The sequence below is a fragment of the Pedobacter cryoconitis genome, from assembly GCF_001590605.1.
Classification (GTDB): domain Bacteria; phylum Bacteroidota; class Bacteroidia; order Sphingobacteriales; family Sphingobacteriaceae; genus Pedobacter; species Pedobacter cryoconitis_A.
On the sequence record NZ_CP014504.1, the window covers coordinates 399990 to 417038 of the forward strand.

18 protein-coding genes are annotated in these 17049 nt (G+C 37.7%); 11 read left to right on the forward strand and 7 right to left on the reverse strand.

Annotated features, from left to right (window positions below; translation table 11 throughout):
- Positions 1-30: 30 nt before the first annotated feature.
- Both AY601_RS01800 and AY601_RS01805 read left to right on the forward strand, forming a co-directional pair.
- The gene (locus AY601_RS01800) at positions 31-1182 is read left to right on the forward strand and encodes a prolipoprotein diacylglyceryl transferase (RefSeq protein WP_068395595.1); all 1152 of its coding nucleotides are present in this window, start codon (positions 31-33) and stop codon (positions 1180-1182) included.
- A gap of 10 nt (positions 1183-1192) precedes the next feature.
- Positions 1193-1987, forward strand: coding sequence for an inositol monophosphatase family protein (locus AY601_RS01805; protein WP_068395597.1), 795 nt, complete (start codon positions 1193-1195; stop codon positions 1985-1987).
- Positions 1988-2056: 69 nt separating this feature from the next.
- Here AY601_RS01805 and AY601_RS01810 read toward each other — a convergent pair whose 3' ends face one another.
- From AY601_RS01810 to AY601_RS01820, 3 genes are all read right to left on the reverse strand, one after another.
- Positions 2057-2608, reverse strand: a complete 552-nt coding sequence (locus AY601_RS01810) for a NifU family protein (RefSeq protein ID WP_068395599.1) — start codon at positions 2606-2608, stop codon at positions 2057-2059.
- Positions 2609-2724: 116 nt separating this feature from the next.
- Positions 2725-4071: an adenylosuccinate lyase gene (purB, locus tag AY601_RS01815; protein WP_068395602.1), complete on the reverse strand. Its 1347-nt coding sequence runs from the start codon at positions 4069-4071 to the stop codon at positions 2725-2727.
- A gap of 105 nt (positions 4072-4176) precedes the next feature.
- A complete protein-coding gene (locus tag AY601_RS01820; protein WP_068395604.1) occupies positions 4177-4398 on the reverse strand; it encodes a hypothetical protein in 222 nt (73 codons plus the stop codon).
- A gap of 141 nt (positions 4399-4539) precedes the next feature.
- On the opposite strand from AY601_RS01820, the gene AY601_RS01825 reads away from it, so the two are divergent.
- The 5 genes from AY601_RS01825 to AY601_RS01845 all read left to right on the forward strand — a co-directional run bounded on the left by AY601_RS01825 (position 4540) and on the right by AY601_RS01845 (position 8218).
- Entirely contained in the window at positions 4540-5106 is a 567-nt protein-coding gene (locus tag AY601_RS01825) for an RNA polymerase sigma factor (protein WP_068395606.1), read from the forward strand.
- 7 nt (positions 5107-5113) lie between these two features.
- Positions 5114-6208, forward strand: a complete 1095-nt coding sequence (locus AY601_RS01830) for a S1C family serine protease (RefSeq protein ID WP_068395608.1) — start codon at positions 5114-5116, stop codon at positions 6206-6208.
- A gap of 70 nt (positions 6209-6278) precedes the next feature.
- Positions 6279-7199, forward strand: coding sequence for a DUF72 domain-containing protein (locus AY601_RS01835; protein WP_068395610.1), 921 nt, complete (start codon positions 6279-6281; stop codon positions 7197-7199).
- 106 nt (positions 7200-7305) lie between these two features.
- Positions 7306-7941 carry a peroxiredoxin gene (locus tag AY601_RS01840; protein ID WP_068395612.1) on the forward strand — a complete coding sequence of 212 codons (636 nt, stop codon included), beginning with the start codon at positions 7306-7308 and terminating at the stop codon, positions 7939-7941.
- A 79-nt stretch (positions 7942-8020) separates the two neighbouring features.
- Positions 8021-8218 carry a cold-shock protein gene (locus AY601_RS01845; protein ID WP_068395614.1) on the forward strand — a complete coding sequence of 66 codons (198 nt, stop codon included), beginning with the start codon at positions 8021-8023 and terminating at the stop codon, positions 8216-8218.
- Between the two features lie 56 nt (positions 8219-8274).
- Here the strand turns inward: AY601_RS01845 and AY601_RS01850 are convergent, their stop codons facing one another.
- From AY601_RS01850 to AY601_RS01865, 4 genes are read right to left on the reverse strand one after another with little or no spacing between them, the layout of a single operon-like run.
- Positions 8275-9456: a hypothetical protein gene (locus AY601_RS01850; protein ID WP_068395616.1), complete on the reverse strand. Its 1182-nt coding sequence runs from the start codon at positions 9454-9456 to the stop codon at positions 8275-8277.
- Positions 9449-10723, reverse strand: coding sequence for an aspartate kinase (locus AY601_RS01855; RefSeq protein ID WP_068395618.1), 1275 nt, complete (start codon positions 10721-10723; stop codon positions 9449-9451). Before AY601_RS01855 ends, AY601_RS01850 begins: the two co-directional genes overlap by 8 nt.
- Before the next feature lie 19 nt (positions 10724-10742).
- The gene (locus AY601_RS01860) at positions 10743-11201 is read right to left on the reverse strand and encodes a GNAT family N-acetyltransferase (protein WP_068395619.1); all 459 of its coding nucleotides are present in this window, start codon (positions 11199-11201) and stop codon (positions 10743-10745) included.
- A gap of 4 nt (positions 11202-11205) precedes the next feature.
- Entirely contained in the window at positions 11206-11892 is a 687-nt protein-coding gene (locus tag AY601_RS01865; protein ID WP_068395621.1) for a YggS family pyridoxal phosphate-dependent enzyme, read from the reverse strand.
- Positions 11893-11963: 71 nt separating this feature from the next.
- Here AY601_RS01865 and AY601_RS01870 point away from each other — a divergent pair, with 71 nt between their 5' ends.
- From AY601_RS01870 to AY601_RS01885, 4 genes are all read left to right on the forward strand, one after another.
- Entirely contained in the window at positions 11964-12602 is a 639-nt protein-coding gene (locus AY601_RS01870; protein ID WP_068395623.1) for a DUF4296 domain-containing protein, read from the forward strand.
- A 2-nt stretch (positions 12603-12604) separates the two neighbouring features.
- Positions 12605-14977: an endonuclease MutS2 gene (locus AY601_RS01875; protein WP_068395625.1), complete on the forward strand. Its 2373-nt coding sequence runs from the start codon at positions 12605-12607 to the stop codon at positions 14975-14977.
- 49 nt (positions 14978-15026) lie between these two features.
- A complete protein-coding gene (locus AY601_RS01880) occupies positions 15027-16118 on the forward strand; it encodes a PQQ-dependent sugar dehydrogenase (RefSeq protein ID WP_068395626.1) in 1092 nt (363 codons plus the stop codon).
- A gap of 229 nt (positions 16119-16347) precedes the next feature.
- Positions 16348-17049, forward strand: a complete 702-nt coding sequence (locus AY601_RS01885) for a CoA transferase subunit A (RefSeq protein ID WP_068395628.1) — start codon at positions 16348-16350, stop codon at positions 17047-17049.

The following is a 17049-nucleotide window of genomic DNA, read 5'->3' on the forward strand; positions in this document are numbered from 1 at the left end:
CTTATATTCGCGTAAAAAAAATATACGCGTATGTTTCCTACCGTTTCTCATTTTATAGAATATCTCTTCGGTATTCAGGTTCCTCTGCCTTTTAATACTTTCGGTGTATTTGTCGCCCTGGCTTTTATTGCGGGTTACTGGGCGTTCACGCAGGAACTGAAAAGAAAAGAGGCTTTAGGTTTATTGCATCCTGTAAAAAGAATCATCACTATTGGTCAGCCTGCAACGACTACAGAATTAATCTCTAATTGTGTTTTTGGTTTTCTGATTGGTTATAAACTGGTTTATGCTTTATTGAACTATCGTTTGTTTGTCAGCGATGCACAAACGGTACTGTTATCACTGAAGGGAAATATTCTGGGTGGTTTACTCTTTGCCGGATTATTTGCGTACTGGGATTATAAAGAAAAAAATAAATTCAAACTTGCCCAGCCTAAAAAAGTAGAAGTTACGGAACATCCTTATGAATTAATGGGGAATATGATCGTATGGGCTGCGGTGTGGGGGTTCCTGGGTGCAAAAATATTTGATAACCTGGAACACTGGGATACTTTTATCCAGGATCCTATAGGCGGGTTATTGTCTTTTAGTGGTTTAACATTTTACGGAGGATTAATCTGCGGTGGTGCGGCTGTGTTATATATCGCAAAGAAAAATGGAATTAAGCCTTTACATATGCTGGATGTCGGCGGACCCGGAATGATGCTGGCTTACAGTGTGGGCCGGATTGGTTGTCATATGTCTGGTGATGGGGATTGGGGTATAGTCAATATGAATCCTAAGCCTTTTACCTGGTTACCTGATTGGTTGTGGGCATATACCTATCCAAACAATGTGGCGATGGAGGGGATACCTATTCCGGGCTGTGTTGGCAAATTCTGTAACGTATTGCCTCTTCCTGTATATCCTACGCCTATTTACGAGGTGATTGTATGTTTTATCTTATTCCTTATTCTATGGCGTATCCGCCACCAGATTAAGCTTCCGGGCATGATGTTCGGAATTTATCTGATGATGAACGGAATGGAAAGATTTTTCGTCGAACTGATCCGTGTCAATTCAAAGTATCATGTTGCAGGTATCTCTTTTACACAGGCAGAGTTGATTTCTTCTCTCTTGTTTATCGGTGGTTTGTTATTGGTAGCGTTCTCGATAAAGAATAAAAATACACACACAAGCTAAATTTTACAATTTGAATTACGAATTACTGAGTTCACAGGTTATCGCAATCGCGCGGTTGGCGGGCAATTTTATACGGAAGGAATCGATGCGTTTTGATGCGGAGGCTATTGAATTCAAAGGATTAAACGATTTGGTTTCTTATGTAGATAAAACTGCCGAAGAGATCATTGTCGAAAATCTTGATCAATTAATACCGGATGCTGGTTTTACAACCGAAGAACAAACGGTCAATACGAAAGGGAAAACATATAACTGGATTATAGATCCGCTGGATGGTACGACAAACTTTATTCACGGCGTGCCAACTTACTCTATCAGCATTGCTTTGTATGAAGAGGACAAGCCTGTTTTAGGAGTTGTTTATGAGATCAACAGGGGCGAGATGTTTCATAGTTATAAAGATGCCCCTGCTTATTTAAATCACAAGCCTATCCGGGTTTCTCAACGGAATAGTCTGGCAGATTCTTTACTGGCTACCGGTTTTCCTTATTATGAATTTGACAAACAGGCTCAGTATATGAGGTTACTGGCAGAGTTAATGCAGAAAACACATGGTTTAAGACGGATAGGTTCTGCTGCAGTAGATTTGGCGTATGTGGCTTGTGGTAGATTTGATGCATTTTTTGAATACAATCTGAATTCTTATGATGTGGCTGGAGGGGCTTATCTGGTGCAGCAGGCTGGTGGAAAGGTGATGAATTTTGGCGGTGGCGATGAATTCATCGAGCGCAGGGAAATTCTGGCTACCAACGGTTTGGTCGATATAGAAATGCTGGAAGCTATCCAGCGGCATTTTGAAGGTTAAACATAAAAAACGGTCTGTGAATACTTCACAGACCGTTTTTTATGTAGTCTTATACAGACCTGGTTTGAATTATAAAGCGTTGGAAACAACTTCTTTTACTTCAGGAACCATACGCTGCAATAAATTCTGAATACCAGATTTTAAAGTGATTGTAGAGGAAGGGCATCCGCTGCATGAACCGCGAAGTTCAACGGTAACTACACCTTCTTCAAATGATTTATAGCTGATTGCACCACCATCCTGTTCAACAGCAGGACGCACGTAATCATGTAGTATCTGCTGGATTTTTACTTCCAGGTCAGATCCTTCAAAAGCAGGGGCTTCTTCTGTGGTAATTTCTTTTATTTTATATTCTGATTCTACAGCACCTTTAACAAACTCCTTTAAGATAGGCTCAATATCAGTCCATTCAGCATCTTCAGTTTTTGTAATGGTCACGAAATTACTTGCGAAAAATACACCACTAACAAAATTAAACTTGAATAATTCTTTTGCAAAAGGAGAGTGCTCAGCACTTTCTTTTGTAGCGAAGTCCTCGCTGCCATTAATCAGAAGTTTATTAACCATAAACTTCATGGTGGCAGGATTCGGGGTTTGTTCTGTATATACGTTAATAGTCATTGTCTCTTTTTTCTTACAAAAATAAATAATTAGCGATTCAATTACAGATATCGATGTCTGTTTTAGGTCATTATATATTATCTTGTATTAAGGTACTATTTTAAACCTGAATTTAGTTAAAATACGCCAGTATAATTAAATGGAGTGATTTGTTTTAATTCTTGCTTTAAATCCTCATCGATTTGAAGACCGTCGATAAATGCTGCCATGGTATGCGCAGTAATTTTCTGATTGGTACGCGTCAGGTCTTTTAAGGCTTCATATGGATTAGGATAAGCTTCTCTTCTCAATACGGTTTGTATAGCTTCAGCAACTACTGCCCAGTTATTTTCCAGGTCTGCAGCAATAACTTCATTGTTTAATAAAAGCTTGTTCAGCCCTTTTAAAGTAGAAGAGATAGAGATTATAGTATGTGCTACTGGTACACCTACGTTTCTTAATACTGTGGAGTCTGTTAAATCTCTCTGTAAACGTGAAATTGGCAGTTTCGCAGCAAAGAATTCAAAGAGTGCATTGGCAAGGCCAGCATTTCCTTCTGCATTTTCAAAGTCAATAGGATTTACTTTATGTGGCATTGCGGAAGAACCTACTTCTCCTTCTTTAATTTTTTGCTTAAAGTAGTTTTTAGAAATGTAAGCCCAGATATCTCTGTCCAGGTCAATAATAATCGTATTAATCCTTTTTAAGGCATCACATTGCGCTGCAAATTGGTCATAATGCTCAATTTGTGTAGTATGTTGTGCACGGTTTAAGGTTAAAATATCATTGACAAAGTGGTTGGAAAAGTCTACCCAGTTAATTCCAGGATAGGCAATATGATGTGCATTGAAGTTTCCTGTTGCACCACCAAATTTGGCACTGTGGGGAATGTTTTTAAGCGCATTCAATTGAATTTCCAGGCGTTCTGCGAAGACTAAAAACTCTTTACCCAGTTTAGTGGGAGAGGCTGGCTGGCCGTGAGTGTGCGCCAATAAAGGAATGTCTTTCCATTCAGCAGCTAATTCCTGAAGTTTAACAATCAGCAATTGAATGTTTGGATAGTATTCTTCTTCAAGTGCCAGCTTAAATGTATAAGGGATTGCTGTATTATTGATATCCTGAGAAGTTAATCCGAAGTGGATAAATTCTTTAAAGTCTCCAAGGTCTAAATCATCAAATCTTTTTTTGATAAAATATTCAACAGCTTTAACGTCATGATTGGTAACTTTTTCTGTGTCTTTTACTTCCTGAGCATTTTCATCACTAAACTGTTCGGATATACTGCGGAGTTTGCTGTAATTTGTTTTATCAAACTGGCTTAATCCTGTTAAACCAGTTTCACATAAAGCGATGAAATATTCGATTTCAACGTATACTCTATATTTGATTAAAGCCGATTCCGAAAAATATTTAGCCAGGTTTTGTGTGGTGTTTCTATAACGACCATCAACTGGTGATATAGCTTGAAGAGGAGATAAATTCATGTATAGGGATATTTTTACAAATGCAAAGGTAGCATTTTACTCAAACCTATAGGCACAAAAAAAAGGCTTTGGAGAACCAAAGCCTTTCTGTAGATTTTATCTAGCTTATTTTTTAGCTTCAGCAGCTGGTTTAACTTCAGTAGTAGTAGTTTTAACCGCTGTATCTTTAACTGTTGAATCTTTAACAGTAGTATCAACGTCAGTAGTAACAACTGAAGAATCAGTTACTGTAGTGTCAGTTGCACCAGCTTTTTTTTCTGAGTTACATGCTGCTACTGATAAAGAGATTGCTAAAGCTAAAAAGCCGAATTTGAATAAGTTTTTCATTTGAATTCTATTTAAAATAATTAATTAATTTTACAGATTAATACCACAATGATCAAAAGGTAACCCACTATTTTAAAAAAAGATTTAAATAATTTTTTTGTCTAATATTGGGTTACCATTCACGTATAAATGTATTAATTGGTGAGTAACAAGTTAAGCGATTCAGTTCCAACAGATAGAGAGGTAGTTTTAGGGATACTAAATAACTCAGAAGATGCACTTAATAAGCTGTACGTCGGGTATTTTCCGATGATTTTGCAGTTTATTATAAATAATAATGGTGATGAGGATGATGCAAAAGATGTCTATCAGGAAGCGATTATTATTTTATATAATAAAATTAAGAGCGGAGATTTTGAGTTAAGCAGCAAACTTAAGACCTATATATATTCAGTTTGCAGACGTATTTGGTTAAAAAAGCTTGCGCAGCAAAGCAAAAAAACAAATAATGTTTCTGATTTTGAGGATGTAGTGTCAGTAGAGGTTGATTTAGAGTATCATGAGGAGAAAGATCTTCAGTTTGAAAAGATGGGTTCGGCGTTAGAGAACCTGGGGGAACCTTGTAAAACTATTATTCAGGATTTTTATATAAATAATCTCTCCATGCAGGATATCTGTGAGAAGTTTGGCTATACCAATACGGATAATGCCAAAACTCAGAAATATAAATGCCTGCAGAGATTAAAGAAATTATTTTTTCAATCTTAAGTACGGTATGAGGAACGACATAGAATTAGATGCTATCATTGAAGATTACCTCAGGGGTAAACTTACAGCTGCAGAAGCAGAAGCTTTTGATAAATTGCGCGCCAATGATCCTGTAATTGATCATAAAGTAGTTGCGCATAAGGTTTTTATGGACGCAATAAAGCAATATGGTAAAGTCCTTTCTTTGAAAGAGCAGATGGACAGGGCCCATGCCGGAATAAATGTAGCTGCACTGAGCGAGGAGCTGAGACCGCATCCTTCGTTTATTATCAATATGTGGCGCAAAAATAAGTCGGCGATGGCTATTGCTGCTTCATTCATCCTGCTTACTATATTCTCTATTTATTCTATACAGCATAATACCTTGCAAAATGGTACTTATGAGGTAATGCGCAGAGAGATTACCAATATCAAAAACAGTCAGAATAAACTGGTAAGAACTATCAATTCAAGTCCTAAGACTGACAAGGGACATGTTCGGTCAGCACAGTTTGGCGGAACGGGGTTTGCTTTAACTGCAAATGGATATTTATGTACAAATTATCATGTAGTAAGAGATGCAGATTCAGTTTATGTACAAAATAATAAAGGAGACTCTTATAAGGTTAAGGTTGTTTACCGTGATCCGCAGTATGATATTGCAATCCTGAAAATTATTGATGAGTCGTTTACACCGCTTTCAGCTATTCCTTATAAATTGAAGAAAAATAGTATTGGAATGGGTGAAAATGTATATACGTTAGGGTATCCAAAAGATGACGCTGTTTTGGGTGAAGGTTATATTAGTTCAAAAACAGGCCATGTCGGCGATACTACGCAATACCAGGTTTCTATTCCAATCAATCCTGGAAACAGTGGTGGTCCTTTACTGGATAACTATGGTAATATCATCGGTGTGATTACTGCTAAAGAGAATCAGGTTGATGGCGCAACGTTCGCCATTAAGTCTAAATATATTCTGGAAGCTTTAAACGCGATTCCTCAGGATTCATTAGGTAAGAAGGTTATCTTTGCTAAAAAGAATCCTTTACAGGGCTTAAACAGAACTAAACAAATAGATAAAATTGAAAACTATGTCTATATGATCAAAGTATATAATTAAGCGAAATGCTTTTTTAAAAAACCCCGAAACATAATGCTTGTTTCGGGGTTTTGTTTTTAAAGCCAATTTTATGGAATTTGGAAAAGTAAATTCAGATCAGGTAAAGGATATAGATTTTACGTTGCCTGAAGATGGAAGGCAGACTTCGAAAGTGTTAAATGATGCGCAAAGCGATCATAAGGCTGAAGTCTTTATAGGTTGTGCGAAGTGGGGCCGGAAGGAGTGGGTAGGATTAATCTATCCGCCTAAAACTAAGGAAGCGGATTTCCTGGATGAATATGTAAAACATTTTAATGCGATAGAATTAAATGCAGCTTACTATCAGATTCCTTCTATAGAGTCGGTGCGCAAATGGCGTAAAAAAGCTTCAGATAATGCACCTGTTGATTTTTTATTTTGCCCTAAATTTCCCAAAATTATCAGTCATGATCAAAGGTTGACAGGATCGGAGCAAGCTACTTCTGAATATTTGAAAGCAGTTGCCGAATTTGGAGATACATTAGGTGCTTGCTTTTTGCAATTAAGTGAAAGTTTTGGGGTGAAAAATTTACCGGTTCTATCAGATTATCTTAAATTTCTTCCTGCAAATCCAAAGGTATTTGTAGAACTAAGACATGCGCAGTGGTTTGCTGATCCGGTAGTGAGGCAACACGTTTTTGAACTCTTTACGGCCACAAAGAAGGGAGCTGTAATTACGGACGTAAGTGGAAGAAGAGATCTGGTACATATGGAGGTTACTATTCCTGAAGTATTTATCAGATTTATAGGCAATGGTATTGCGCATAAAAAGAGTGATTTTGCAAGGATTGAACAGTGGGGAGAAAGGCTCCGGTTATGGCAGAAGAAAGGGCTTCAAAAGATTTACTTTTTTCTGCATCAGCATGATGAACTGGACACCCCTGTTTTAGCTGCGCATACGATAAAGGTGTTTAATGAACAGCTGGGACTGAATATTCCGGCAATATCGCTCCAGCCTACATTGTTTGATTAGCATCATTAAATATGAATGTTGGATATTATTGATAATATTCTACTATATTAGTAGTGTTTGTAAACACATATAATTGTTCGATTTAAAATCAAAAAATAATAAGATTATGAGTATCAGAATAGGAGATACCGCTCCAAATTTTAAAGCTAAAACATCAATTGGTGATATCGATTTTTATGAGTTTCTTGGCGATAGCTGGGGAGTGATTTTTTCACACCCTGCTGATTATACTCCGGTATGCACAACTGAATTGGGCCGTACTGCTTCACTTAAGGGAGAATTTGAAAAAAGAGATGTGAAGGTGATTGCCTTAAGTGTAGATTCTGTAGAATCTCATAAAGGCTGGATACAGGATATTAATGAAACACAGGATACCAATGTTGAGTTTCCAATTATAGCAGATGAAGATAAGAAGGTTGCTGATCTTTATGATATGATTCACCCTAATGCTTCTGAGACTTTAACAGTGCGTTCTTTATTTGTAATTTCTCCTGATAAAAAAGTAAAGTTAATGCTGACTTATCCGGCTTCAACAGGCAGGAATTTTACGGAAGTATTGAGGGTCATTGATTCGCTGCAACTGACTGCTAAATATAGCGTGGCCACACCTGCCGACTGGAAGGATGGTGATGATGTGGTGGTGATGAATAGTATCAAAACAGAAGATATTCCTGCTAAATTTCCGAAAGGTCATCAGGTGATTAAACCTTATTTAAGAACTACTCCACAACCAAATAAATAATTTTTAAAACTTGTTGCTTTTCTTTAAGTTTGATATAATTGATAATTTAAAGAAATATTAATTTTTATACTTAAATACTATGAGTACGGGAAAAGTAAAATGGTTTAATACGCAGAAAGGCTACGGATTTTTAATTTACGAAGGAAACAAGGATATTTTTGTCCATTTCAAAGATGTTATTGGCGGTATTGAAAGTCTTCAGGAGAATGATAATGTAGAGTTTGATATCACTGAAGGAAAGAAGGGCTTACAAGCAATAAACGTGAAAAAAATATAGATTTAGTCTTGATGCTAAATTGCTGAAGCCTCCCGTAATTGGGAGGCTTTTGCACATTAATAATGCTGTATAATTGTGCTTTTGATAATAATTTTACCCTCAGTATTGCTTTGCGTAAAGATGATGAAGGCTGTGTCATCAGGTTTAATATGATATTTATCAACCAGGGTAGCCGCTTTGTCTGGATAGTTTCTGACAATTACATTTCCAACCAGGTTTTTTTCCTTCTTTATTTTTGCGGCAGACATTACCTCGTTGAGCCGAAATATTCTTCCTGGAAACTCTGGATGAATGACAGAAGAGGTATAGAGTTGAGTTTGATGATGAAATTTTTGCAACTGATATCTTTCTGCAATGAGGTTAAAAGCACCGCTTTTTAAAAGGGCTACATCTGGTTCATATAAGTATTGACCTGGAATAACCGAACCTGTAATAGTAGTGCTTCCTTCTTCACCGAGTATAAATCTGAACTGCTTTTGTGTCGCATTTAAGGTAGAACAAATGATGTTAGGGGAACCTTCAAAATCTCTTTCGATCACCCAGATCAATTCTTTGCATTCATTTTTAACACTGACAATATGTATTTCAGCTACGTGATCCAGTTCTTTTAATCCAGCGCTGAGATCTAGTAGCGGAGCAGTTTTAAGCAGTATCCGTTTTGCTTTTGACAATAACAGACTGAGATTTTCTACGATATCAGGAGTACAGTCTTTGAGCATAAAAACCTTTCCGGAAGTACTTCTTCTGGCTGGATCAATATAAACGCAATCGAATTTCTGATCGGTGTTTTTTAAGAATTCAAGACCATCTCCGGCAATGAATTGTACATTTTTCTGGTGTAATAAAACTCCGTTATAACTGGCAATTGCTGATAATTCTTCATTGATTTCACAATGTGTAACAGACTTTATTTTTTTGGAAAAGTAATAACTGTCTACACCGTAACCACCTGTCAGATCAATGATTGAACTTCCTGTGGCCAAACCAGCTTTATAAGCTGCGGTAATCTCTGAAGAACATTGTTCTACCGATAATAAGGGTGGGTAGTAAATGAAATCGGTATTAAACCATGTTGGCAATTTGCGGAATGACTTTTTTCTGGACGCGATCTGATTGGCCAGTTCTTTTCCCGTAACCTCTGGAAAAGGGCTTTTGGCCAGGGCAATTTTATGCACATCTGCGTTTAAATTGTCATGGATATAATCCTGAACAGTCTGTTCTGTAATCCGCTTATTCAAGAGTTGATTTATCTTTCATTACAATCTGGCAGGTATGACGACTTTTTACTTCCAGTAAAATATCTTTATTGATAGTCACTCTGTTAATGGTATCCTGGTTATAGTAACGGATGGTCACCAATTCCAGGCCTTCGTTGTATTTTACTTTATATAAGATTGATAAATCCTGAATCAGGTTATTTATCTTTTCTTCTTCATGGTCTACACTCACAGAAAAGCTCAATGCTGAATTCAGCATTGTATTTACTTTCACTTTGTGTTTATGAAACAGGCTGAAGATATCACTCAGGTTTTCTTCAATGATAAAGGAGAAATCCTTCGGTAATATCGAAATCAACACTTGGTTCACTTTGAAAATGAAGGAAGGTACTGGAAGTTCACTGTTAATACCATTAATTGCTGTCCCTTCACTCGTTGGATGAAGAAATGACTTCACATACAAAGGGATATTTTTATTTTGAAGGGGCTTGATCGTCTTGGGATGAATCACTGTTGCCCCGTAATAAGTAAGCTCGATAGCATCATGATAAGAAAGTTGTGGGATCCGCTCTGTTTCATCAAACCATTTGGGGTCTGCATTTAATACCCCTGGTACATCTTTCCAGATAGTCAGTGCCGTGGCATCCAGACAGGCACAGAAAATAGCAGCAGAATAATCTGAGCCTTCTCTACCTAGTGTGGTTGTAAAGTTTTCACTGGTACTGCCAATAAATCCCTGAGTGACTACAATGCTTTTCTTCAATAGTGGAACAAGGTTACGTTGGATTTCTGTTTCTGTTTTGTCCCAGTCTACTTGTCCTTCGCGGTAAGTATTGTCAGTTTTAATGAAGTTTCTGGCATCTGCCCAGACTGCAGAAATATTACTTTCATTGAGATAAGCGGCTACAATTTTAGTAGAAACTACTTCACCAATAGAAACAATCTGGTCATAAATATAATCTGGGGCATCACTTGCTTCCTCCTCTAAGAGCCATTCGATTTCTACGAAAGTATTAGCGATGTCATTAAATACAGGATGGTTATGGTTATCAAATAAATCATTTAAGATATTGAAATGATAAGCTTTGACTTCATCGAGTAAGTTGTGCGTGTTTTCTTGCCCGAGGCTATAAGCGTTAGAAAGCAATTCTAGTTTATTGGTCATTTTACCCATCGCAGAAACTACGATCAGTAAATTTTCTTTTTCAGCTTGCTGGATAATAGCAACAAGATTTTTTACTGCTTCTGCATTCACGACAGAAGCACCCCCGAATTTAAATACCTGCATTGTTTATTTGAATTTTTTTTTAAAGCTGGTCTTTATTAAAAGACGCATTTAACCATCCTGTCTCAATCTGAGCATTATATTTAGTATAGAAGTTGATGGCTGGTTCATTCCAGTCCAGCACTTGCCATGTCATTCCTTTATAATTTTTATCCCTGGCTTCTTTCATTACTCTTTCAAAAAGGATCTTTCCTAGCCCTTTTCCTCTCTGGCTTTCTGTAACAATAAAATCTTCCAGATATAAACGACAGCCTTTCCAGGTTGAGTATCGGGTGTAATAAAGTGCGAAACCCAGAATTCCTGTTGCATCTTCTGCTACAAAAGCTTTCCAGACAGATTGTGTTCCAAATCCGGCGTCTTCAAATTCTGCTAAGGTAACAGTCACTTCTTCCGGAGCTTTTTCATAGACTGCTAATTCATGGATCAGCTCCAATAAACGCGGGCAATCTTCTTTTACTGCGAACCTGAGTTGAATATCCATGCGTTTATGCTTTATAATGTTTGATTTTTCTTACACCAAAAATACTGCTTCCTATTCTTACCATTGTGCTGCCTTCTTCGATTGCTAATTTGTAATCGCCTGACATTCCCATAGATAATTCTTTAAATGAATCTTCTTTTCTGAAAAAGCTGGTTTTAATACCATCAAAAAGTACTTTTAGTTCCTGAAACTCATCTTTAGTTTGTTTTTCAGGTGCATTGTTCGTCGCAATACCCATCAGGCCGGTAATACGGATGTTTTTCATAGCAAGGTATTCTTCTGATCTTAAGAGTTCGATCGTTTCTGCATGATCCAGTCCAAATTTCGTATCCTCGTCAGCAATATAAACTTGAAGCAAACAGTCAATTATCCTGTCATTTTTTGCCGCTTGTTTGTTAATTTCTGCCAGTAGTTTTACACTGTCAACAGATTGGATCAATTTGATGAAAGGAGCGATGTATTTAACCTTATTAGTTTGGAGGTGCCCAATCAGATGCCATTCAATATCTTTTGGCAGCGCTTCTTGTTTTTCTACCAATTCCTGAACAATGTTTTCTCCAAAAATCCGCTGTCCTGCATGGTATGCTTCCAAAACTGCTGCTGCTTCATTGAATTTTGAGACGGCAATTAATTCGACATTTTCCCCTTCTAATTCCTTTTTATATTTTAATAAGTTATCTGCTATGCTCATTTATCAGTATTTTTGGTAAAATTAACAACCTTAGCTTAAATAGCTACGGAAAAAATAATGTTTTATAAACAATGAGAAATTTTTTGTGCATTTGCCTGCTGTTCATCGGTATAGGAGGATGTAAGCCGGGTATACCCTCAGATATTGTCCAGCCAGATAAAATGCAGGATGTTTTATTTGACATCCACATGGTGGACGGATATATTTCAACTATTGCCAACGCAGATTCAGCGAAAAGCACAAGTGCAGCTTATTATAAGGGTATTTATAAAAAGTTTGGGATTGATTCTGTGATGTATACTAAAAGTATGAATTACTATTATGATCATCCTGAGGTTTTGAATACCATGTATGACAAGATTACAGGAAAATTAAAGAAGGTTAAAGAGAAGGAAGATAAAATCAATGCGAAACGTTTAAAGAAAATTGCAGCTATCGAAAAGGCAAAAAAAGATAGCCTGGATAAAGCTGACCCTAAAAGGGTAATCAGAGCGGCAGCGGCTAAAAAAGATAGTCTTGCCAAGGCAGAAATACTGTTGAAAAAGACTAAAGCAGATGCTGCGAAAAAAATGAAGAAAGATAGCCTTGCCAGAGTAACTGAATTGAAGAAGGTGAAAAAGGAAGAGGCCAGGAAATTAAAAGTGCGCACAGATGAGGCAGCGGCCATGAAAAAGGAAAGTGGTGCCAGTGCGGCTAAAAAGAATAAATAGAAATGATATATCCCGATAATTGTTTAGATAGACTTGGCTTCAGTGAAGTCAGACAACTCATCCTAAAGCATTGCCTGAGTCCGATGGGACAATATATGGTCAGCAAAATGCAGGTGATGAATAAATTTGATCAGATTAATAAGTTTTTAAGACAGACTAAAGAATTTAAAAATATCCTGGAAAACCAGGAGCCGTTACAAATCAGTACTTTTTTTGATATTAAATCACTGGCCGAAAAGGTAAGGGTAGAGGGTAGTTACCTGATGGAGGAAGAATTATTCCAGATTTACCTCTCTTTACAGACTGTTTTTTCAGTATTGCGTTTTTTTGAGGAGAGAAAAGATGTTTATCCTAATCTGGAAGCGCTGTTTGAGCATTTGCCAGTGGAAAAAAACATCCTTCGGAAAATAGAAGCTGTGCTTGATCCTAAAGGTAAAATCAAACCTAACGCTTCTTCTAAATTGCAGGAAATCATTGGGGATATTGCTAAAGGCGAACAGGAAGTCCGTAAAAGGATGGATGTAATTTATAAGCAGGCAGTAGCCAGCAACTGGGTAGCAGACGGAAGTTTAACGATCCGTGACGGAAGAATGTGTATCCCTATCCTGGCGGAGAATAAGCGTAAGATGAAAGGTTTCATTCATGATGAATCTGCCAGCGGGCAGACAGTGTATATGGAGCCGGAAGTAGTATTTACGCTGAACAATAAAATAAGAGACCTCGAATTTGATAAGAGACGTGAGATTATCAGGATTTTAATTGCACTGACCGATGATTTAAGGCCGTTTACGCCATTACTGCTTTCTTACCATGGTTTCCTGACTAAACTGGATTTTGTAAGAGCTAAAGCTTTATTTGCTATTGAGGTAGAGGCCGATATGCCTGTGCTGGTGGCTGAACCAAGAATTAAACTGATCAATGCAAAGCATCCTCTGTTATACTTGTCATTTAAAGAAGACAAGAAAACAGTTGTGCCCCTTAATATTCATATGAATGAAAATTTAAGGATCGTATTGGTTTCAGGGCCAAATGCAGGAGGTAAATCTGTTTGCATGAAAACTGTGGGGCTTTTACAGCTGATGTTGCAATCGGGATTGCTGATTCCTGCACATGAATCAAGTGAGGTGGGTATATTTGATAATATCTTCGCCGATATTGGTGATGATCAGAGTATCGAAAGTGATTTAAGTACCTATAGTGCACATTTAACAAAAATGCGTTATTTCGTTGCACATGCTACACCTAAGTCATTGGTGATGATTGATGAGTTTGGTACCGGGACAGATCCTCAGTTTGGCGGGCCAATGGCCGAAGCTGTATTGGAAGTGCTGAATAATAAAAAGGTGAGAGGCGTAATGACCACCCACTATTCAAATCTTAAATTATTTGCTGGTAATACCCCGGGACTGGAAAATGCTTCTATGTTGTTTGATAACGATAAGATGAAGCCTTTGTATGTACTGGAAATAGGTAAGCCTGGAAGTTCTTATGCTTTTGAAATTGCGCAGAATATTGGCTTGCAAAAAGAAGTACTGGCTTTGGCCCGGGAAAAAACAGGAACCAATCAAAATAGAATTGACAGCTTACTGGTCGATCTGGAAAGAGAGAAAAAACAGATTTATGATACTAAAATCCAGTTGTCTCTGCAACAGAATAAAGTAAAGAACCTGGTCAAAGAAAACGAAGAATTACAGCAATTTTTAGAAGAAAACAGAAAAACGCTGATTAAAGAAGCTAAGCTTGAAGCGCAGACGATTATAAAAAATGCAAATAAGCTGGTAGAAAATACAATTGCTGGTATTAAGGAGAATCAGGCTGATAAAGTAGCAACTAAACAGCTAAGACAAGACTTACAGAAGAGTTTGGTTCAGCACCAGGTTAAAGAAGAAAAGAAGCCTGAGAAGGTAGTGATTTCAACGACTGCTATTGAAGTTGGTGATTGGGTACAGCTGAATAATACGGAAACAATGGGACAGGTAATGGAAATTAACCGTGGTAATTTAGTGCTGGCACTAGGTGATCTCCGTTCTGTTGTGAAGAAAGACAGGGTACAGAAAATCAGTAATAAGCAGGCAAAAAAGGTTGTACAAAGCAATTCTTTTTCTGGAAGAATGTCTGAGGCCATCGGTAATTTTACTGCTGAACTGGATCTTCGCGGCATGCGTGGGGAAAATGCGATCCAGGAAGTTGAAAAGTATCTGGATAAGTCAATTATGCTGGGCTTTCCTTTTATTAAGCTGATTCATGGTAAGGGGGATGGCATCCTTCGGAAATTAATCAGGGAATATCTGCGTAAGTATAGCCAGGTCAACAGGGTTGAAGATGAACATGCTGATAGGGGCGGGGATGGTATAACATATGTGTATTTCAATTAATTAAACATAATTCATCCTGGATTGTTTAATCAATAAAAACCATCCTGTTATGAAAACAATTTTTACTTCAATCTTTATCTTGTTTTTGCTATCAGCTTGTGAAAAAAGCAAAAACAATGATAGTCCGGAAACTTTACCGGATGCCGATATAAAAACAGAAGTACTCACTCAATCTTTAAGGTTCCCGTGGGAAATGATATATGGACCAGATAATTTTATCTGGTTCACCGAAAGGGCTGGAAAAATCAGCCGGTTAAATCCACTGAATGGTGTGATTACTTTAGTACACACCATTACTGAAGTAACGAGCGTTGGTGAAGGTGGGCTGCTGGGGATGGCATTGCATCCACAGTTCAGTACTAATCCCTACGTATATGTGGTTTATGACTATGGTTCTGGAAATAAAGGAAAAGTGGTCCGGTTTACTTTTAACAATGGCGTTTTGAGTGCTCCATTAGTTTTATTGGATCAGATCCCGGCTTCCTCCATTCATAATGGCTCAAGATTACTGATTACTCCGGATCTTAAATTATTGGTGACCACAGGCGATGCCAGTGCTGCTGCTCAGGCACAAAATACCAATAGCCTGTCCGGAAAAATTTTAAGGTTAAATCTGGATGGTTCTATTCCTTCAGATAATCCTTTACCAAATAATCCGGTATGGTCTTACGGGCACAGAAATCCGCAAGGATTGGTAATGGCAAACAACAGGCTATATTCTTCTGAGCATGGGCCTGATAATGATGATGAAATTAACTTGATTCAGAAAGGCAGAAATTATGGCTGGCCAAACGTGGAAGGATTATGTGATCAAGCAGAAGAAAAAACATTTTGTGCGCTTAATAACGTGGTAGAGCCGATGATGACCTGGACGCCTACCATTGCACCATCGGGTTTAACCTACTATAATTCGGACTATATTCCGCAATGGAAAAACTCTTTATTGGTTGTCGCGCTTAAAGGCTCAAGGCTGTTACAGCTAAAACTGGATGAAAGCGGGACAAAAATTACTTCTGCAAAGGATTTTCTGCAAAATCAGTTCGGCAGATTAAGAGCAATCTGTCAGTCGCCGGATGGCAAAGTTTATATCGGAACCAGCAATGGAACAAATGATCAGATTATAGAAATCTCTGCCCGTTAATTATTTGGTTACTTTACTAATCAGTCCATGAGATGCTAACTTTTGGGCAAATGTGTAGAGCCCAAACAGACAAATTGATGTAAACAGCAGTAGATTAAGAGATTTCATTCAGCATATTTTGTTGCTAAACAATTGTACGAAATTGTTTGGAAACAGATCCATGTAATAAAAAATATTAATATTTTGCCGGGGTGGTTTTTATCTATAATTTAGCAACCAAACCAAATATATGATCAATAAGAGAGTAGCGGATGCTGATGAAGCGATCCGCGATATTATAGACGGACAAACGATTATGCTTGGAGGTTTCGGACTGTGTGGTATTCCTGAGAAGTGTATCGCCGCATTGGTAAAGAAAGGCGTGAAAGAGCTTACTTGTATTTCTAACAATGCAGGTGTAGATGATTTCGGAATTGGCCTGTTACTGAAAACCCGCCAGGTAAAGAAAATGGTTTCTTCTTATGTAGGAGAAAACGCCGAATTTGAGCGACAATTGTTGAGTGGGGAATTAGAAGTTGAACTGATCCCTCAGGGAACTTTAGCGACCCGCTGTATGGCAGCTGGTTATGGCATGCCTGTAATTTATACCCCTGCTGGTGTAGGTACGGAGGTAGCCGAAGGGAAAGAAACCAGGAATTTTAATGGAAAGGATTATCTGATGGAATATGCATTCGAAGCTGATTTTGCAATTGTAAAAGCATGGAAAGGTGATACTGCAGGCAACCTTGTATTTCGCTCTACAAGCCGCAATTTTAATCCGGTTATGGCTATGGCAGGTAAAATCACAATTGCTGAAGTAGAAGAGCTGGTAGAGCCTGGTGAACTTGATCCGGACCATATCCATACTCCGGGTGTTTATGTACACCGTATTTTCCAGGGTTCAGCTTACGAGAAAAGAATAGAGCAGCGCACAGTAAGACCGCGTAATTAA